This window comes from Dorea chungnamensis (assembly GCF_039832125.1).
Taxonomy (GTDB): Bacteria; Bacillota; Clostridia; order Lachnospirales; family Lachnospiraceae; genus JAFBIX01.
Genome location: NZ_JBDOHT010000001.1, coordinates 77698 through 97355 on the forward strand (window position 1 = coordinate 77698; position 19658 = coordinate 97355).

Annotated in this window: 22 protein-coding genes; 19 read left to right on the plus strand and 3 right to left on the minus strand. The window is 39.4% G+C overall.

The features are described from left to right. Window positions 1–4 precede the first annotated feature (4 nt). Together fusA and tuf are read left to right on the plus strand one after the other, a co-directional pair. The gene (gene fusA / locus ABE613_RS00410) at window positions 5–2122 is read left to right on the plus strand and encodes an elongation factor G (protein ID WP_235231609.1); all 2118 of its coding nucleotides are present in this window, start codon (window positions 5–7) and stop codon (window positions 2120–2122) included. A gap of 117 nt (window positions 2123–2239) precedes the next feature. Further along, window positions 2240–3433, plus strand: a complete 1194-nt coding sequence (tuf, locus tag ABE613_RS00415) for an elongation factor Tu (protein ID WP_235231610.1) — start codon at window positions 2240–2242, stop codon at window positions 3431–3433. Window positions 3434–3632: 199 nt separating this feature from the next. Here tuf and ABE613_RS00420 read toward each other — a convergent pair whose 3' ends face one another. Continuing rightward, the gene (locus ABE613_RS00420; protein ID WP_044925423.1) at window positions 3633–4460 is read right to left on the minus strand and encodes a DUF2971 domain-containing protein; all 828 of its coding nucleotides are present in this window, start codon (window positions 4458–4460) and stop codon (window positions 3633–3635) included. A gap of 17 nt (window positions 4461–4477) precedes the next feature. Further along, window positions 4478–5011, minus strand: coding sequence for a helix-turn-helix domain-containing protein (locus ABE613_RS00425; RefSeq protein ID WP_044925421.1), 534 nt, complete (start codon window positions 5009–5011; stop codon window positions 4478–4480). A gap of 210 nt (window positions 5012–5221) precedes the next feature. Here ABE613_RS00425 and ABE613_RS00430 point away from each other — a divergent pair, with 210 nt between their 5' ends. The 13 genes from ABE613_RS00430 to ABE613_RS00490 all read left to right on the plus strand — a co-directional run bounded on the left by ABE613_RS00430 (window position 5222) and on the right by ABE613_RS00490 (window position 14846). Next, window positions 5222–5413 carry a helix-turn-helix domain-containing protein gene (locus ABE613_RS00430; protein ID WP_009243123.1) on the plus strand — a complete coding sequence of 64 codons (192 nt, stop codon included), beginning with the start codon at window positions 5222–5224 and terminating at the stop codon, window positions 5411–5413. Between the two features lie 13 nt (window positions 5414–5426). Beyond that, window positions 5427–6479 carry a site-specific integrase gene (locus ABE613_RS00435; protein ID WP_347375327.1) on the plus strand — a complete coding sequence of 351 codons (1053 nt, stop codon included), beginning with the start codon at window positions 5427–5429 and terminating at the stop codon, window positions 6477–6479. 18 nt (window positions 6480–6497) lie between these two features. Then, window positions 6498–6668: a hypothetical protein gene (locus tag ABE613_RS00440; RefSeq protein WP_165854697.1), complete on the plus strand. Its 171-nt coding sequence runs from the start codon at window positions 6498–6500 to the stop codon at window positions 6666–6668. Between the two features lie 186 nt (window positions 6669–6854). Further along, complete coding sequence (locus tag ABE613_RS00445) at window positions 6855–7529, plus strand: CHC2 zinc finger domain-containing protein (protein ID WP_347375328.1); 675 nt, start codon at window positions 6855–6857, stop codon at window positions 7527–7529. After that, window positions 7474–8811: a virulence-associated E family protein gene (locus tag ABE613_RS00450; protein WP_347375464.1), complete on the plus strand. Its 1338-nt coding sequence runs from the start codon at window positions 7474–7476 to the stop codon at window positions 8809–8811. Before ABE613_RS00445 ends, ABE613_RS00450 begins: the two co-directional genes overlap by 56 nt. A 117-nt stretch (window positions 8812–8928) precedes the next feature. Further along, entirely contained in the window at window positions 8929–9156 is a 228-nt protein-coding gene (locus tag ABE613_RS00455) for a DUF5348 domain-containing protein (RefSeq protein WP_117753950.1), read from the plus strand. Window positions 9157–9399: 243 nt separating this feature from the next. After that, window positions 9400–10815 (plus strand): plasmid recombination protein, encoded by a 1416-nt coding sequence (locus tag ABE613_RS00460; protein WP_347375329.1) that lies wholly within the window; start codon window positions 9400–9402, stop codon window positions 10813–10815. Window positions 10816–10819: 4 nt separating this feature from the next. Continuing rightward, entirely contained in the window at window positions 10820–11194 is a 375-nt protein-coding gene (locus tag ABE613_RS00465) for a TnpV protein (RefSeq protein WP_347375330.1), read from the plus strand. Between the two features lie 88 nt (window positions 11195–11282). After that, window positions 11283–11732, plus strand: a complete 450-nt coding sequence (locus ABE613_RS00470) for a MarR family winged helix-turn-helix transcriptional regulator (protein WP_044921762.1) — start codon at window positions 11283–11285, stop codon at window positions 11730–11732. After that, window positions 11725–13080: an MATE family efflux transporter gene (locus ABE613_RS00475; RefSeq protein WP_347375331.1), complete on the plus strand. Its 1356-nt coding sequence runs from the start codon at window positions 11725–11727 to the stop codon at window positions 13078–13080. Before ABE613_RS00470 ends, ABE613_RS00475 begins: the two co-directional genes overlap by 8 nt. Before the next feature lie 128 nt (window positions 13081–13208). Next, on the plus strand, window positions 13209–13337 hold the full coding sequence (locus ABE613_RS00480; RefSeq protein ID WP_080786855.1) for a cysteine-rich KTR domain-containing protein: 129 nt from the start codon (window positions 13209–13211) through the stop codon (window positions 13335–13337). 245 nt (window positions 13338–13582) lie between these two features. Beyond that, window positions 13583–13891: a hypothetical protein gene (locus ABE613_RS00485; protein WP_044921757.1), complete on the plus strand. Its 309-nt coding sequence runs from the start codon at window positions 13583–13585 to the stop codon at window positions 13889–13891. Window positions 13892–14147: 256 nt separating this feature from the next. Continuing rightward, entirely contained in the window at window positions 14148–14846 is a 699-nt protein-coding gene (locus tag ABE613_RS00490) for an HAD family hydrolase (RefSeq protein ID WP_235231615.1), read from the plus strand. A 53-nt stretch (window positions 14847–14899) separates the two neighbouring features. Here the strand turns inward: ABE613_RS00490 and ABE613_RS00495 are convergent, their stop codons facing one another. Further along, window positions 14900–15406 (minus strand): GNAT family N-acetyltransferase, encoded by a 507-nt coding sequence (locus ABE613_RS00495; RefSeq protein WP_328282585.1) that lies wholly within the window; start codon window positions 15404–15406, stop codon window positions 14900–14902. 135 nt (window positions 15407–15541) lie between these two features. Between ABE613_RS00495 and ABE613_RS00500 the strand changes: the two genes are divergently transcribed. The 4 genes from ABE613_RS00500 (at window position 15542) to ABE613_RS00515 (ending at window position 19649) form a co-directional block, all read left to right on the plus strand. Then, on the plus strand, window positions 15542–16468 hold the full coding sequence (locus tag ABE613_RS00500; RefSeq protein ID WP_347375332.1) for a carbohydrate kinase family protein: 927 nt from the start codon (window positions 15542–15544) through the stop codon (window positions 16466–16468). A gap of 17 nt (window positions 16469–16485) precedes the next feature. Further along, window positions 16486–17313, plus strand: coding sequence for an AraC family transcriptional regulator (locus ABE613_RS00505; RefSeq protein WP_347375333.1), 828 nt, complete (start codon window positions 16486–16488; stop codon window positions 17311–17313). Between the two features lie 163 nt (window positions 17314–17476). Beyond that, window positions 17477–18094, plus strand: coding sequence for a DUF4867 family protein (locus ABE613_RS00510; protein WP_347375334.1), 618 nt, complete (start codon window positions 17477–17479; stop codon window positions 18092–18094). A gap of 70 nt (window positions 18095–18164) precedes the next feature. Then, window positions 18165–19649 carry an L-fucose/L-arabinose isomerase family protein gene (locus ABE613_RS00515; RefSeq protein ID WP_235231619.1) on the plus strand — a complete coding sequence of 495 codons (1485 nt, stop codon included), beginning with the start codon at window positions 18165–18167 and terminating at the stop codon, window positions 19647–19649. The last annotated feature ends 9 nt before the right edge of the window (window positions 19650–19658 follow it).

Here is a 19658-nt window from a genome sequence, read left to right on the forward strand (position 1 = left end):
AACAATGGCTGGAAGAGAATATCCATTAGAGAGAACTAGAAATATCGGTATTATGGCACATATTGATGCTGGTAAGACCACACTGACAGAGCGTATTCTTTACTATACCGGTGTTAACTATAAGATTGGTGATACTCATGAAGGTACTGCTACCATGGACTGGATGGAACAGGAGCAGGAGAGAGGTATCACAATTACTTCTGCAGCTACAACATGTCACTGGACACTGGAAGAAAACTGCAAGCCAAAACCGGGTGCATTAGAGCATCGTATCAATATCATTGATACCCCAGGACACGTTGACTTTACTGTTGAGGTTGAACGTTCACTTCGTGTACTGGATGGTGCAGTTGGTGTGTTCTGTGCTAAAGGTGGTGTTGAGCCGCAGTCAGAAAACGTATGGCGTCAGGCTGACACATACAACGTACCTAGAATGGCATTCATCAATAAGATGGACATTTTGGGTGCAGATTTCTACAATGCCGTTGAGCAGATTAAGACAAGACTTGGAAAGAATGCAATCTGTCTGCAGCTGCCAATCGGTAAAGAGGATGACTTTAAAGGAATCATTGATTTGATGGAAATGAAAGCTTACATCTATAATGATGACAAGGGTGATGACATTTCTATCGTAGATATTCCGGAAGATATGCAGGATGATGCAGAACTCTATCGTTCAGAGCTGGTAGAGAAGATCTGTGATCTGGATGATGATCTGATGATGGAATACCTTGAAGGTAATGAACCATCTGTTGAAGATATGAAGAGAGTACTGAGAAAAGCAACTTGTGAATGTACAGCAGTTCCGGTATGCTGTGGTTCTGCTTACAGAAACAAAGGTGTACAGAAGATGCTGGATGCAGTTATCGAGTATATGCCTGCTCCAACAGATATTCCACCAATTCAGGGTGTTGATGAGGATGGAAATGAAATCGTAAGACATTCTTCTGATGAAGAACCTTTCTCAGCTCTTGCATTCAAGATTATGACAGACCCATTCGTTGGTAAGCTGGCATACTTCAGAGTTTACTCTGGTACAATGAACTCCGGTTCTTATGTACTGAATGCAACAAAAGGTAAAAAAGAACGTGTTGGACGTATCCTTCAGATGCATGCCAACAAGAGAGCCGAACTGGACAAAGTATATTCCGGTGATATCGCTGCAGCAATCGGATTTAAGTTCACTACAACAGGTGATACGCTTTGCGATGAGCAGCATCCAGTAATTCTGGAGTCTATGGAATTCCCAGAGCCGGTTATCGAGCTCGCTATCGAGCCAAAGACAAAAGCTTCCCAGGGTAAACTTGGAGAATCTCTTGCAAAACTGGCAGAAGAAGACCCGACATTCCGTGCACATACAGATCAGGAAACAGGTCAGACGATCATCGCTGGTATGGGTGAGCTTCATCTGGAAATCATCGTTGACAGACTTCTTCGTGAGTTCAAGGTAGAAGCTAACGTAGGTGCTCCTCAGGTTGCTTACAAAGAAGCATTTACAAAACCAGTTGACGTTGACAGCAAATACGCAAAACAGTCAGGTGGACGTGGACAGTACGGACACTGTAAAGTTAAATTTGAACCAATGGATGTTAACGGTGAGGAGACATTCAAGTTCGAGTCTACAGTCGTAGGTGGAGCTATTCCGAAGGAATATATCCCAGCTGTAGGAGAAGGTATTGAAGAGGCTATGCAGTCTGGTATCCTTGGAGGATTCCCGGTTGTTGGTGTTAAGGCTAACGTATACGATGGTTCTTACCACGAAGTCGATTCAAGTGAAATGGCATTCCACATTGCAGGTTCTCTTGCATTCAAGGATGCTATGAAGAAGGCATCTCCGGTACTTCTTGAGCCTATTATGAAGGTTGAAGTAACAATGCCGGAAGAGTACATGGGTGATGTTATTGGTGATATCAACTCACGTCGTGGACGTATTGAAGGTATGGACGATCTTGGCGGTGGTAAGATTGTTCGTGGATACGTTCCATTGTCAGAAATGTTTGGATACTCTACAGATCTTCGTTCCAGAACACAGGGACGTGGAAACTACTCAATGTTCTTCGAGAAATATGAGCCAGTTCCGAAATCTGTACAGGAAAAAGTATTATCAACCAAAAATGATTAATTAAATGTTAAAAAGGCTTGAAAAACCGTATGATTTGAAATATAATCAGAGATAGCCGAGCAAACGTAAATTATTAAATATGCCTTTGAAGGCGCTATAATAAGGAGGATATTCAAAATGGCAAAAGCTAAATTTGAAAGAACAAAACCACATTGTAATATCGGTACCATTGGTCACGTTGACCATGGTAAAACAACTCTGACAGCTGCTATCACAAAAGTTCTGTCTGAGAGAGTAGAAGGAAACGCTGCTGTAGCATTCGATAACATCGATAAAGCTCCAGAAGAAAGAGAACGTGGAATCACAATTTCTACAGCTCACGTTGAGTATGAGACAGCTAATCGTCACTATGCACACGTTGACTGCCCAGGACATGCTGACTACGTTAAGAACATGATCACAGGTGCTGCACAGATGGATGGAGCTATCCTTGTTGTAGCTGCTACTGATGGTGTTATGGCTCAGACAAGAGAGCACATCCTGCTTTCTCGTCAGGTAGGTGTTCCTTACATCGTTGTATTCATGAACAAATGTGATATGGTTGACGATGAAGAACTTCTTGAATTAGTAGAAATGGAAATCCGTGAACTGTTAGATGAGTATGAATTCCCAGGAGATGATACTCCGATTATCCAGGGTTCTGCTCTGAAAGCTCTTGAAGATCCATCTGGAGAATGGGGCGACAAGATCATGGAACTTATGGATGCTGTAGACAGCTACATTCCAGATCCACAGCGTGCAACAGATCAGCCATTCCTTATGCCTGTAGAGGACGTATTCTCTATCACAGGACGTGGAACAGTTGCTACTGGTAGAGTAGAGCGTGGTGTTCTTCATGTATCTGACGAAGTAGAAATCGTTGGTATTCACGAAGAGACAAGAAAGACTGTTGTAACAGGTGTTGAGATGTTCCGTAAGCTTCTTGATGAGGCTCAGGCTGGTGATAACATCGGTGCACTTCTTCGTGGTATTCAGAGAACTGAAATCGAAAGAGGACAGGTTCTTGTTAAACCAGGTTCAGTAACATGCCACAGAAAATTCACAGCTCAGGTTTACGTTCTGACAAAAGATGAAGGTGGACGTCATACTCCATTCTTCAACAACTATCGTCCACAGTTCTATTTCAGAACAACAGACGTAACAGGTGTCTGCAACCTTCCAGAAGGTGTAGAGATGTGTATGCCTGGTGATAATGTAGAGATGACAATCGAACTGATTCACCCAGTTGCTATGGAGCAGGGACTTCGTTTCGCTATCCGTGAAGGTGGACGTACTGTTGGATCAGGACGTGTTGCTACAATCATCGAGTAATACAATCTGAATATAGATTTGTTATCGTAAGATAACGTTGTGTCCAAACGTAAGATACCCGTAGAACTTCGGTTCTACGGGTTTTTCTGTTGCCTGGAAATATATAAAAGGGCGGAAAAGAATAACGAACAGCGTAGAAAAACGGTTGCCGGGAGAGTATCCTGACAACCGTTTGTGATAACAGAATGATAACAAAATCTTAAATTAAACCAACTAAAGAACTTTCGTGAAGTATTGCAGATGGATTATATTTTTCTATAAGTGAATTTATAATTAGACGATTTCCGGCACTGATTTTGGGACTTAATGTAATTTCCATTTGTGCGTAAGCATTTTCGTCTAGGGTTAGATCATAAAAAGGAAAAGTTTGTTTGGCTTGACCAAGTAAAATCTTGGTACTGGTTGTTTGAAATTCTTGAATTGATTTATCAACTGCCTGATTTAGATTTAGAGGCATGAGTAATAAAATATATCGCCATTCGTGTTGGAAGGCCCAATGGATATTCTTATGCTTACCAAGATTACCTAAAGCAATACTAAATTTATCACCGTCTTGGGTTAATAACTTAGGATATAGCTTGTCTGAATCAGAAGTATATTCAACTTTATGTAAAATGTTATTACCCAATGCTCCAGGAGCTATAAATCCGTTTTTGAGCATATCTGCAATAGGAATTATAGATTTTAAATAAGATCCATTTGAATTATCAGTTACCGTTTGATGTGTAACCTCCGATATTGACGAAGGTGTATTTTCAAATTCTTTAAATGGATTTGCTTTTAATTTAATTCTTACTCCGGAACTTAGAGAACTATACATTTTCCACATAGGGATATTCTCTGTTTCATCATCAGTCCAAGAACTTATATAGCAAAATTGACCAGCATTTTTTAAATCAAATGCTTCTTTTTCTTGAAGATCATCCATTTGATCTAAGGAAGTTAATCTAAACGTGTGGTTTGCTAAAATTAATGCAAGAGTTTCAATACTTGTATAATGATATAAATAATCAGGTGTGTTTTGCAAAATGATTTAATACCTCCTTATGTCAGATTATATGTCTTGATGTCATTGCCTTCAGTACCCTTCTTAACGATGGTATGACAACCTATCGTGGTTCCCATAGCACGCAGTTTCCATTCATCCTGGGTAGCGTTCAACTTATCTAGTTCTGCCTGTCTTTTATCTTCATCTTCAATAGCTAATATTTCAGCTTTTTCCTTTTCATAGACATTTTTAAATTGACACCATTTCCTGAAAAAGTCCTGCATTGTAGGATTTTCGAATGTCAGTGCAACCTTCTGCTCAGGTGTTTCAGCAAGTGAGAGGTTCACCGAATCATCAATAGAAAACAACAGAGAGAGTACATCTCCGACTGTTTCAATATTAAAATCCAGAAAAACACTTACATTTAATCCCAGTGCAGTTGCAATCTTTTCTAACTGATCCGGTTTCGGATTCCGGATTCCCAGTTCATATTTTCTGATTGTTCCTACGTTAATGCCGGACAGCTCGGCTAACTGTATCTGACTGTATCCTCTAAATTCCCGGAATGCCCGGATTTTTTTGCCAACCATAATGCTGCCTCCTTAATAATATTTGTGCTTCTATTCTAGCACAAAAGTGAATGATACAAAAGAGTGAGATTTAACAAATTGCCGATACGCAAGCAATAGGTATGGAATGGAAAAAATAAATTCGCAAATGTTTATTGACAAATTCACAAAAGTGAATTATTATAAGAGAACAACGAAAGAGTCACAAAAGTGACTGGAAAGGAGGACGCTATGAGAACTAATTATATGATGACTGTTGATGATGTCATGGAAGAATTAGGCGTGAAACGCAGTAAAGCATATTCCATTCTGAAGCAGCTTAATGATGAACTGGCAAAGGAAGGATATGTGGCAGTTCGTGGAAAGATTCCACGTCCCTACTGGGAAACAAAATTTTATGGATGCTCTCAGAGAGCAGTGTGAAGGAGGTTTTAAGATGTCAGCTTACAAGGACAAAACACAGCGAACCTGGTATGTGAGCTTCCGCTATATTGACTGGACAGGTAAGAAAACGCAGAAGCTGAAAAGAGGGTTCAAGACAAAGAAAGAAGCATTGAATTATGAAAAGGAATTCATAAGAAAGACTGCAGCGGATATGAAAATGGAGATGAACAGTTTTATTCAAGTCTATTTTGAAGATAAAAAGAATGAACTGAAAGAAAATTCAATCCGTAACAAGCAGCACATGATGAACAAGCACATTGTTCCGTATTTTGGAACAAGAAAAATGAATGAGATCACACCGGCAGAGATTATCCAGTGGCAGAACACCATTCAGGAAAAAGGTTACAGCAAGACTTATGAGCGTATGATTCAGAATCAGTTAAATGCACTGTTTAATCATGCACAGAAAATTTACAATCTGAAGGAAAATCCATGTAAGAAAGTAAAAAAGATGGGGAAATCGGATGCTAATAAGCTGGAATTTTGGACGAAAGCAGAATATGACAGCTTTATCGCCGGGATTGAGCCAGAGAGTGAGGATTATCTGATATTTGAAATCCTGTTCTGGACAGGAATCAGGGAAGGAGAACTTCTGGCATTGAGTCTTTCAGACTTTGATATGAGTGGTAATCTTTTGCATATCAATAAGACTTATAACCGGATCAGGAAAAGAGATGTGATTGATACTCCAAAAACAGAAAATTCAGTCCGTACCATTGATATTCCTAATTTTCTTAAAGAAGAGGTGCAGGAGTATGCGAAGAAGCATTATGGATTTCCGGAAAATCAGCGGTTATTTCCGATTGTGGCGAGAACACTGCAGAAACGGCTTAAGAAGTATGAAGCATTGACCGGTGTAAAACCAATCAGAGTGCATGATATCCGTCACAGCCATGTAGCATATCTGATTTATCAGGGTGTAGAGCCACTGATCATCAAGGAAAGACTGGGGCACAAAGATATTCAGATGACATTAAACACTTATGGTCACCTGTATCCGTCACAGCAAAAAAAGGTAGCTGAGATGTTGGACAACAAACGTTAAATATGGAGGAAAAGACACATGAAAACAAAGAAAGTAGTCAGAAAAATATTTGATACGCTCAATTATAGTAAGAAGCTGAAGATAAGTTCCATTTTACCGGATCGAGATTCGGATTATGCGATTCTTCTTGAATTAGAGGATGGAAGCAAATTTGAAATTATCATTATCCCAACAAGGAGATTCGTATAAGGAGTGGAACTATGGCTACTAACAGACAAAAAGAAAAAGCCCAGACAAAATATCTGAGCAAGTTCTCTGATAATCAGATTCACTGATATATCATCTTGGCAGATTCAGTATATCACGAATTGAACGATACAACAATTCCCGAATATCTGTTCATCAGAGACTTGTCCGGAGGGGCAGGAGGTAGAAGTGACATTATTTGAACAGGTAAAAGAATGTGTGACAGCCAGACAGGCTGCGGAGCATTACGGGATTAAAGTAAAAAGAAATGGAATGGCGTGTTGTCCGTTTCATAAAGACCGACACCCAAGTATGAAGGCCGATAAAATATATCACTGCTTTGCATGTGGAGTGGGCGGTGATGCGATAGATTTTACAGCAAGGTTATTTGGAATATCACAGTATGAAGCTGCGAAAAAGATGATAGAAGATTTTGGACTGGATATAAAAATCGAAGACAGAAACAAATACAAAAGGATGCACCAAAGCAGGAATACTTTGATATCAAAGAAACCTAAAGTTGTGATGATCAGAGAAAAACTGGAGCAGTGGTTGAAACATGCAACAGACGTGCTGATCAGATATCTGAAATGGATTCAGTTCTGGAAAGAGATTTACAAACCAGAACCAGATGAAGAGTGGCACGAATTATTTACGGAGGCATTGGCAAATGAAAGAAAGATAAATGACTATCTGGACGTGCTGATGTTTGGAACAGGAGAAGAGATTGTAGAGTTTTTCAAGACGAAAAGAAGGGAGGTTGAAAAAATTGAAGAAAGAATTAACGAATATCAGCGAGAAGTCCTTAATGGAATTAGAAGATATTGTGAACGAGGAAATGCTTACAACAGAAGATGTCAATGATATGTTGGAGCATACGGATAAAGGAAGAACAAAGCAGACAATCAGAAATTGTGTAACCGTACTTCAAAATGATCCGGTATTGAAAAAAGCGATTAAACGAAATGAACTTTCTGGAAGAATGGATATTGTAAAAGAGGTGCCATGGGAACGGAGAAATAACAGTCCTACGGTTACAGATACTGATGAAAATAATTTGAAGATGTATCTGGAAGAAAATTATGAACTGACAAGTGAGCGTGTGATCAAAGCAGGAGTAGATATTGTTTCCAATGAAAATAAATATCACCCAATTAGGGATTATCTGGAGAGTCTGGTCTGGGACGGAATTCCAAGAATAGAAAATATGCTTCCACATTTTCTGGGAGCAGAAAAGAGCAAATATACAATCGGAGTAATGAAAATGCACATGCTGGCAGCGATTTCAAGAATTTATGAACCGGGAATAAAATATGATATTATGTTGTGTTTGGTTGGGAGTCAGGGAGCCGGAAAGTCCACATTTTTCAAATATCTAGCGATAAAAGAAGAATGGTTCAGCGACAATCTGGATCATTTGGATGATGAAAATATTTACAGAAAACTGCAAAATCACTGGATTATCGAAATGGGAGAAATGAAGGCAACTATCACAGCAAAGAATATTGAACAGATAAAATCGTTTCTGAGCAGACAGAAAGAAACTTATAAAGTACCTTATGAAGTTCACCCGGAAGACAGACCGAGACAGTGTGTATTTTGCGGTACTTCAAATGATCTGAATTTCCTTCCGCTGGACAGAACCGGAAACAGAAGATTTGCTCCGGTGATGACAGATATATCGAAAGCAGAAGTTCATATTCTGGATAATGAAGCAGAGAGCAAAGCTTATATCGAACAGGCCTGGGCGGAGGCAATGGTACTGTATCGACGGGGAAATGTGTTCTTAGGATTCACAAAGGAAATTGAGGAAGAGGCAAAGCGTCTGCAAAAAGAATTTATGCCGGAAGATACCAATGCCGGAATCATACAGGCATTTCTTGATGACTACGATGACGAGTATGTATGTACCAGAATTCTGTTCGATGAAGCGCTACATCGAACCGGAGAAATGAAACAGTGGGAAGGTAAAGAGATTGCTAATATTATGAACAATGCAATTGAAGGCTGGAAACCACATGGTACACATCGGTTCGGAAAGGAATATGGAATACAGCGTTCATGGAAAAGGATGGAAGATTCTGTGAAGAAAGATAAAGACGGCTTTATGGAAGTACCGGAACAGTTGGAGATACCGTTTGAGTAAAGATTATTGTAAACGATGTAAACGGAACTTGAAGGAAAAACTTAAAAAGTTAACTTTTAAAATCTTTTGAGCCCCGTTTACAAATTTCGTTTACAAATTGAAAAGGAGCAGAAAATGATGAAACAGGGAAGATTAGGATATAACAGCAGCAATGGTAGATATGGATTATTAGCATCGGATTTATGGATTGATACAGGATTTCACTGTGGAGAAGGACTGGAAGTGTTGGTAGATGATGAATGGGTACAGACCAGAATGGAGATGAATCTGGCAAGAGAATGGTATCTGGTGGGAACGCCTTATTGTGGAGATTTGGAATATGTGCAGGCGAGGATACCAGAATAAACAGATCTATGATCCACTTCGGTCGGTGCAGAACAGACGTCCATAAGGACGTTATGCCCCCGGCAGGGCGCAAGGGGACTTTTGATGGACGGTACGGCTGTCGAAAGTGCTTTTGCGTTACTTTTGACAAAAGTAACAAAACCGCCGTATCCGGCGAAAGTTTCTTAAATATCGCCATGTCTGGCGTAAATAAAAATTATGTGCCATATCTGGCACTCAAACAGAAAAGAGGTGAGAAAATTTATGATGAAACGAACAATCAGTGGCATGATCGGAGCCGGTTCACTGGCTCATAACAGACGGGATTTTGTAGCAGAAAATGTAGATCCGGACAGAGTACAACTGAACATTTGTTATAAGAATGAGAATCTGAAGGAAGTTTATAAAGAGCTGTTTGACGATGCGGTCGAGAGATACAATGTCGGGAAAAGAAAGGACCGGCAAATTGCAAATTATTATGAAAAAATCCGACAGGGCAAACAGGAGAAGCTGTTTCATGAAGTGATATTCCAGATTGGTAATTGTGAGGATATGGCAGTGGGAACGTCAGAAGGAAATCTGGCTGTAAAGGTACTGGGCGAATATGTGAAAGACTTCCAGAAACGGAATCCGACACTTCGGGTATTTAGCTGCTATCTGCATCAGGACGAAGCTACTCCGCATCTGCATATTGACTTTGTTCCTTATGTGATCAACTGGAAGGGAAAAGGAATGGATACCAGAGTTTCACTGAAACAGGCATTGAAAAGTCTTGGATTTCAAGGTGGAAATAAGCATGATACAGAACTGAATCAGTGGATAAATCATGAAAAGGAAGTGCTGGCTGAAATCGCAAAACAGCATGGAATTGAATGGGAACAGAAAGGCACACATGAAGAACATCTGGATGTTTACAATTTCAAGAAAAAAGAACGCAAAAAGGAAGTGCAGGAATTGGAACGGGAAAAAGAAAATCTGACAGTGGAGAATGAAGGATTGACTTCTCAGATTGCAGAAGCAAGGGCAGATATTAAGCTACTGGAAGAAGAAAAAATTCAGTTCCAGAAAGATAAAGAGATAGCGGAAAAACATGCGGAGAAAGCAGAAACGGAATTGAAAAAACTGGAGGACAGAAGAGAATTCCTGCAACCAGTGATGGATAATGTCAGTAAGGAAATAAAAGAATATGGAATGATCAAAACATTTCTGCCGGAAGCTACAGCATTGGAACGTGCGGTAACTTACCGGAATAAGAAAATAAAACCATTATTCATTGAAATGAAAAACAAAATCGGTGCGATGGCTGCACAGGTGAAAGAACTCACAAGAGAAAGAGATAGTTGGAAAAGTAAATTTCAGAAGAAAAAGCAAGAGCATGAAAAAACAAAAAAGGAACTGGCAGAGGTTCAGAAAGATTATCAGAAATTGTCTGGTGAGAAAGAAATACTGCAGGGAATTGCAGACAGGTATAACCGACTTTTACGCATGTTGGGGAAAGATATGGTAGAACGACTGGTGCAGGACGATATCCGGATGCAGGCGGAGCTTGAGGCGAAAAAGCAGAAAGAGCAAATGACGAAAAAAATAAGTGATCGTATACCGTGGGCGAAAGAACGAAGTGAAGAACACAATGCACAAATTAAGAAGAATAAAGCAAAGTACAGAGGAATGGAGTTGTAAGAATATGAAGAAACAAATTTATGATGAAAAGAACGGACTGAACTACACACTGCATGGAGATTATTATCTGCCAGACCTGGAAATCAATGAGGAAGAATCTACATATGGGAAATATGGAATAATGCGAAAGCAGTTTTTGAAAGAACACAGGAGTGCCAGGTATCAGTATCTGGTGCTGACCGGGAAACTGACGGAGCATTTGAATCAGGTCGATAAAGAAGCGAGAGAAAAAGTTGAAATGCTGGTGGAACAGATGGCTGAGCAGTGGGGCGTGACAGAAAAACTGAAGATGCAGGATCAGATGGAATGGGTTAGGAAAATGAATAATATTCGTAGCAGAGTAGTAGAGATTATAGATGTAGAATTGATTTGTGTTTAGGAGGACAAAGCGGCAGATATAATGTTAAAAGTAGTTGCGTGCGCACGCATATTGTATTATAATACTGGTGGTTAGGAGGAATATATCTATGAAACTATTAAAATGGCTTTCAGTAACAGACCGATTTTACAAAATCTATTTGGATAAACAGCTTGCCCCCTTTGGAATCAACAACAGCCAATATATGTTTTTGATTAAAATCTGTCGTTCGCCTGGCATTTTACAGGATTCTTTAATTGATATGTTTTATGTTCATCCGAGCAATATTGTACGGACAGTTGCGGCATTAGAAAAGCAGGGAATGATTATGCGTTCCCCAAATGATAAGGATAAGCGGACGTGTAAGCTGTATCCTACGGAACGTGCGCTGTCTGTAATTGATGAGATACAGACGGTATGTGAAAAGACAGAAGCTCTTTTATTGCAAGGCTTCAGGGAATCTGATAAAAACCTCTTTATTGATTTGCTGATTCAGGCAGGTGAAAATATTACAGCGGAACTCCGTATAGAAAGAAAGGGGGATGAATTTAATGACTGAGAATCCCCTAGGATATGAAAAAATTTCAAAACTGTTGAAAGATTTTGCCATTCCCAGTATTATGGCGTCTCTTGTCGGCTCAATCTACAATATTGTGGATCAGATTTTTATTGGTCAAGGGGTCGGTTATCTGGGAAATGCAGCAACCAATGTTGCCTACCCGTTCTCTACCATCTGCCTTGCTATTGCACTGCTGGTTGGAATTGGCAGTGCTTCCCGTGTTTCCCTCTGTCTTGGACGCAAAGAGCCGAAAGCTGCCGCCAAAGCAGCGGGAAATGGTATTGTTCTGATGGGGATTTTCGGAATTATTTATTTATTGGTTGGTGAAGCTTTTCTGTCTTTGCTCCTAAAGGCATTTGGGGCAACGACAGATGTATTTCCATATGCAAAGCAGTATGCCAGCATAACATTGATTGGAATGCCGTTTCTTATTGTAACGAATGGTATGAGCAATTTGATTCGAGCAGATGGAAAACCAAAGTATTCAATGGTTTGCATGGTTATGGGAGCTATTATCAATACCATTTTTGACCCTATTTTTATTTTTGCTTGCGATTGGGGGATTGCCGGCGCAGCTTGGGCAACAGTTATTGGGCAAATTTTTTCCTTCATACTCGCACTCCGTTATCTATGGCGTTTCCAAACAATCCATTTTGAAAAAGAGTCGTTTTTATTGGACATCAAAGAAAGTATGAAAATTTGCAGCATGGGAATCAGCAGCAGCTCAAACCAGATTGCAGTTACCGTGATTCAAATCATTCAGTACAATTCGTTGACTTATTACGGCGCATTAACAAAATATGGAACAGATATTCCCTTAGCTGCTTGCGGAATCGTTATGAAAACAAATGCCATAATCCTTGCGATTGTTGTAGGAATCTCGCAGGGAACACAGCCGATTATCGGCTTCAACTATGGGGCAAGGCAATACCATCGTGTACGGGAGGCTTACCTGCTTGCGGTAAAATGGAACCTTGTTGTTTCCACAATTGCTTTCATCGCATTTCAATTTTTCCCGCAATCTATCATTTCGCTATTCGGAGATGGGAACGAGCTGTATTTTGAATTTGCTGTTTTGTTCATGCGTACCTATCTTTTCATGGTGTTGGTAAATGGTGTGCAGTTGCTTTCTTCCAGTTTTTTTACCGCAATAGGAAAATCGTTAAAAGGTGCTCTGTTGGCATTAACAAGGCAGACCTTTGTGTTGATTCCGCTTACCCTGCTGCTCCCGCTTCGTTTCGGAATTATGGGAGTATTGCTTGCGGGACCTGTTGCTGATTTTTCAGCGTTTATGCTATCTGTTGTACTGGTGGGTATAGAATTAAAAAAACAAAAAAATGACATGTAAACAACAGCTCTATGTGAAAACATTCTTTTTCCGCCGTTAAGTAATCAAGAAGCAAAAACTTAAAAACCGTTGCGATAAATTTTATAAATTTAGTAGGATAATATTTAGAAGTAAGGATTGAGAAAAATATGGAAACTATAAAATGGGTTCTATGTCCTATCTGTGGAAATAAAACCCGAACGATAATGCAAGAAGATACCGAATTAAAGAACTTTCCACTCTACTGTCCGAAGTGTAAACAGCAAACACTTAACTGATCTTGCAAAACGGAGAAAAACAGTAATTATAGCAACACATAATGCTAATATTGCAGTTGGCACACTTCCGTATATTAGTATACTAAGAACTCATGAGAATGGAGTATATAAAACGTATATTGGTAATCCTTTTTATGATGAACTTAGAAATATAAATGATGAAACAGACACTAAAAACTGGACTCAAGAAAGTATGCATACTCTTGAGGGCGGTAAAAATGCATTTTATGATAGGAAGGATATTTATGAATCAGGAAAGTAAAGTGATTAATGTACATTTGGAGAAAAGAGAAAATAAAGATTATTTAGTATTTGGCTTTGAAGAAGTTGCAGAAGTATGTCTTAATGATGATGAGAGTCAAAATAATTTGAAAAGTATATTTGTAAAGTTACTTACGGAGATTACAAAGTATCCAATTGAATTACAGTTTTTGGAAAAACCAGAATATAAAACAGGATTATATATAGATGTGTGTAAAGAATATATAAAAGATTTAAATAAAGAGATTACGAATGTAAGAAAAAATATGCCAGAAAAACTAAAAATACAGTGATAACACCATGATAACAAAAATTCCGGAAAACCACACGGACACAACGGAAAATCCGGATTTTTCCACACAAATCACATAAAAAATCACTATTCGTATACCGCAATACACCGGTCTGATATCGTGAAGGTGGTAGAACAGTTGGATCAGGCCGTGTTGCTACAATCATCGAGTAATCATAGCTTGTTATCATAATTGATAAGTAATTTAACCCCAGAAGTTTCGACTTCTGGGGTTTTTTATCAAAGGGAGAATAATTTTGGATATAAATACTATTTTATTTGATTTGGATGGAACTTTACTTCCGATGGATCAGGAGAAGTTCGTAAATGGATATTTTAAGATGCTTGCTGCAAAACTTGCTCCTTATGGCTATGAACCACAACAGTTGATCAATGCGATCTTAGCAGGAATAAAAGCTATGATTAAAAATGATGGCAGCCAATTGAATGAAGATGCTTTCTGGAAGAGATTTGTTGAAATATATGGGGATAAGGTCCTTGCAGACAAGCCTGTTTTTGAAGACTTCTATAAGAATGAATTTCAGGATGCCCGTTCATTTTGCGGATTTAATCCAAAAGCTGCAGAGACCGTCCGTTTGTTGAAAGATAAGGGATACCGAGTGGTACTTGCTACCAATCCGCTGTTTCCATCCATAGCAACAGAAAGCAGAATTCGATGGGCAGGGCTTGAACCGTCAGAGTTTGATCTATACACTACTTATGAAAATACATCCTATTGCAAACCAAATCTGGATTATTATCGTGATATTTTGAAGCGAATCAATTGTAGACCAGAGGAGTGTCTTATGGTAGGAAATGATGTGGGAGAGGACATGGTCGTAGAGGCACTGGGAATGCAAGCCTTTTTGCTTACAGATTGCCTGATCAATACACAGAAGAAGGATATTACGGCTTATCCCCACGGAAGTTTTGAACAATTACTTAGCATGCTTTGATTTTTATAGTTAATGAAAGCGACTGATGTTTATCGCATCAGCCGCTTTTGAGTTTATAACATCAACCCCATAACATACAGATCGAAATATTCGCCATTGATCAGGGTAGTATTCTTTAAACGTCCCTCAATTTCAAAACCGAATCTTTCGTATAATTTTACAGCCACTTCGTTATCACAGCGTGTGTCTAACTGAATTCTGGTGGTAATTCCATTTCCTTTACAGAAATCAATCAACTGACGGATAATTTCGCTTCCGATTCCTTTTGCCTGGTATTTCTTCGCAACAACGATGCCAAGTTCTCCTTGATGACGGGCCTTTATCTTATTTCCTGAATGAATGGTTCCAATTTCGGCGATTTCATCCCCATCCATTGCAAGAATCATGATGCTGGCTGGCTGTTCTTTTGTAGACAGAATGTCTTCTTTCTGACCAGCCTCATCCATAGGATATTCATCCTTTTCAAAACTCAAGAATGTCGTTTCTCCACCAACGTAATTGTAGAAATCTACAATCTTTTTTGCATCCTCAAGCTCTGTTCCCGATATACAATGTGTAATGTACTTTCCATATGTTTTCCCTCCTAATGCATATTGCTTCCTAACAAGATTATAGGATATTTTCTGGAAAGCTGCAATTGAATTCATATAGGATAGAAGATATAATTATGAATAGAATAAAGAGGTGCAAATTGTATGGATAAATGTAACATTAGGGGAGAAATAAATCCGGAAATTCTTATAATTGGAGCTGCGATTCTGGATATACTTGTACGACCGGTTGGTGTGGACGTTTTCCGCGTAGGATCTTATAATGCAGAAGATATTCGGATGTCTGTAGGGGCAGATGCACTAAATGAAGCGACCATCCTGGCTAAAATGGGTAAAAGTGTGGGCCTGGAGACTGTAATTGGAAAAGATAAAGCGGGAAAGTTGATACTAGATCATTGTCGGGAACAGGGAATTCTGTTAAGAGCTGATAGTGTAAGGGAAGGATTATCGACAGGAATTAATGTGGTTCTGGTGGAAGAGGATGGAAGACGTAGCTTTTTGACGAATCCTCATGGAAGTCTTCGGAAGCTTCGGTTGGAAGATATTCCTGTGCCGTTTCCAGAAAGTGCGAAGATTGTATGTTTTGCCAGTTTATTTGTTTTCCCAGAAATAAGAACGAGAGAATTAGAGATTTTATTTGCACAAGTGAAAAAGCAGAATAAGATTCTATGCGTAGATATGACAAAATGCAAGAATCATGAGACGGCAAAAGAGATGGAATCAGCGCTTAGATATGTGGATTATCTATTTCCAAACGATGAAGAAGCGCTGCTTCTGACTGGGCAAAAATCAGTAGAAGAATCGGCAGAGGTGCTTTTGAATGTTGGAGTAAAACATGCAGTTATTAAATGCGGTGCAAGAGGATGTTATATCAGAACAGCGCAGGAGAAAATGTGGATTCCAGCAGCAGAAGGCGTGAAATGTGTGGATACCACAGGCGCAGGAGACAGTTTTGCGGCTGGATTTATCTATGCTCTTTCCGAAGGACAGAATCTGAAAGACTGTGCACAGTATGCTAATATATGTGGTGGTAAAGCAGTAGAAGTTATGGGATCCACCGAATGGATATAAGAAAGGAGGCGTGCAAATTGGAATATACACATGAAATTATCATGCCCAATGATGATATCCCTTTTAAAATGTTTTTGTTCGAAGGAAAAGATGGTAATTACGTGCGCCAGAAACACTGGCATAGATCTGTAGAGATATTCGCGCTGTTTGAAGGAGAACTGGAATTCTACATTAACGAAATTCGTTATCCCCTGCAGCCCGGAGAATTCATGCTGGTCAATTCCAATGAGATTCACTCTATCCTGTCACCGAAAAAGAACCAGACAGTCGTTCTTCAGATACCACTTGCTACCTTTGAGAAATATTACACCGATGAACGCTTCATATATTTCTCCCATAGCTCCAGGCTTCAGGATGAAGAAGTCATGCGGTTGATCCGAGAAATGTATCTTGCCTATCAAGAGAAAAAATGCGGGTATGAGCTAAAAGTACAGAGCCAGTTCTATATGCTGGTCTATCTTCTGGTGACAAAATACCGAAAAACAGAAGTGAATGAAGACTTAATACGTCACAATAAAAACCTTAACAAACTATCCGCAATCACAAGTTATATGAAAGAAAACTATAAAAAAGAATTATCACTGGAAAGCCTGGCAAAAACCTTCGGATATTCTCCGACATATCTGTCAAGAATGTTCCAGAAATACGCCAAGACCAATTATAAGACATGTCTGGACAATATCAGGCTAGAACACGCGACAAAGGATTTGATGAATACAGAGATCACAATCGGAGAGATTGCATTCAACAACGGATTCGCTAACAGCAAAGCATTCGCAAAAGTATTTCAGGCGAAATATGGCATGCTGCCAAGTGAGTTTAGAAAGTGTAAAATGGGGACGTAGTACTTTTACAAAGTACTACGTCCCCATTTTACACTTTCTACCTCAAAAAAGGCAAGAATTTGCCATAAACAGGCTAATTATTTGGTTGTAAGATCAAAAAAAAGTTGATAAAATGACATTAAGAAACATGAGGAAAATAAACAAAGAAAAGAGGAGAGATAGTATGGAGATTCGGAAGGTAACAGATGCATCTTTTGGTGTCTATGGAAAGGTACTGGAGGGGTATGATTTTTCTGGGCTTTTGAAGGAAATGGAACATACTCCATGTCCGATGGACGAAGTAATCTATGTTCCGTCTGTGGAGGGGCTGGAAGCGCTGGCTGTGGCAAAGGATCTGACTGAGAGCGCATATGGCGGATTGCCAATTCAGATTGGGTACTGCAATGGCAATAATAAGAAGTTGAATGCAGTTGAATATCATCGTTCTTCAGAAGTAGATATTGCTGTAAACGATTTGATTCTTTTGATCGGAAGACAGCAGGATATTGAAGCTGATTTTACATATGACACTGCAAAGATTGAGGCGTTCTATGTGCCGGCAGGTACAGCAGTTGAATTATATGCAACAACTCTTCATTATGCACCATGTTCAGCAGGAGAAGACGGATTCCGTTGTGTAGTTGTATTGCCAAGGGATACAAATCTTGAATTGAATTTCACGCCTGGCAAAGATGGAGAAGATAAGTTGATCACTGCAAGAAATAAGTGGCTCATCGCCCATGAAGATGCCAAGATTGAAGGTGCCTTCAACGGATTAAAAGGCGAGAACATCACACTGTAGAAGATTATCAGAGAATAAAAGCAGAAACAAAAAAATTAAAAAATAAAAAAGGTAAAGGAGCGTAATTATTATGAATAACATGCCAGAATTAAAAATCGGAGTTGTAGCAGTAAGCCGTGACTGTTTCCCAGAGAGTCTTTCTGTAACAAGAAGACAGAATTTGATGAAAGCTTATACAGAAAAATATGGTTCAGAAGGAATCTATGAGTGCCCAATCTGTATCGTAGAGAGTGAAATTCACATGGTACAGGCTTTAGAAGATATCAAAGCAGCAGGATGTAACGCATTAGTTGTATATCTTGGAAACTTCGGACCAGAGATCTCTGAGACATTACTTGCAAAACATTTTGACGGACCAAAGATGTTCATTGCAGCAGCAGAGGAATCCGGAAATAACCTGGTTCAGGGACGTGGAGATGCATACTGCGGAATGCTGAATGCAAGTTATAACTTACAGCTTCGTAATATCAAAGCATACATCCCAGAATATCCAGTAGGAGATGCTGAGGATTGTGCAGATATGATTCATGAATTTGTACCAATTGCAAAAGCAATCGTAGGTTTAAGCAATCTTAAGATCATCAGCTTTGGACCAAGACCGCTGAACTTCTTAGCATGTAATGCTCCAATCAAACAGCTTTACAACCTGGGCGTTGAGATTGAAGAGAACTCTGAGCTTGATCTGTTCGAAGCATTTAATAAACATGCCGGAGACGAGAGAATCCCTGCAGTTGTAAAAGAGATGGAAGAAGAACTTGGCGCTGGAAATAAGAAACCGGAAATCCTTGCAAAACTTGCTCAGTATGAGCTGACATTGAAAGATTGGGTTGAGGATCACAGAGGATATCGCAAATACGTTGCAATTGCTGGAAAATGCTGGCCTGCATTCCAGACACAGTTTGGATTCGTTCCATGCTATGTAAACAGCCGTCTGACTGCACAGGGAATTCCAGTATCTTGCGAAGTTGACATTTATGGTGCATTAAGTGAGTTCATCGGAACTGTAGTAAGTAATGATACTGTAACACTTCTTGATATCAACAACAGTGTACCAAAGGATATGTACGAAGAAGATATCAAAGGAAAATATGACTACACACTTCAGGATACATTTATGGGATTCCACTGTGGAAATACAGCATCCAGCAAATTATCTTTCTGCGAAATGAAGTACCAGATGATCATGGCAAGAGCACTTCCAGAAGAAGTAACACAGGGAACTCTGGAAGGAGATATCAAGCCAGGAAATATTACATTCTTCCGTCTGCAGAGCACAGCAGATAATAAACTCCGTGCTTACATTGCTCATGGTGAAGTGCTTCCAGTTGCAACACGTTCTTTCGGAGCAATTGGTGTATTCGCAATTCCAGAGATGGGAAGATTCTACCGCCACGTACTGATCGAAGGAGGATTCCCACATCACGGAGCAGTTGCATTTGGACATTTCGGAAAAGCATTATTTGAAGTATTCAAATATATCGGTGTTCCAGTAGAAGAGATTGGATACAATCAGCCGGCAGGCGTAAGATACCCAACAGAGAATCCTTGGAGATAATCACAGAAG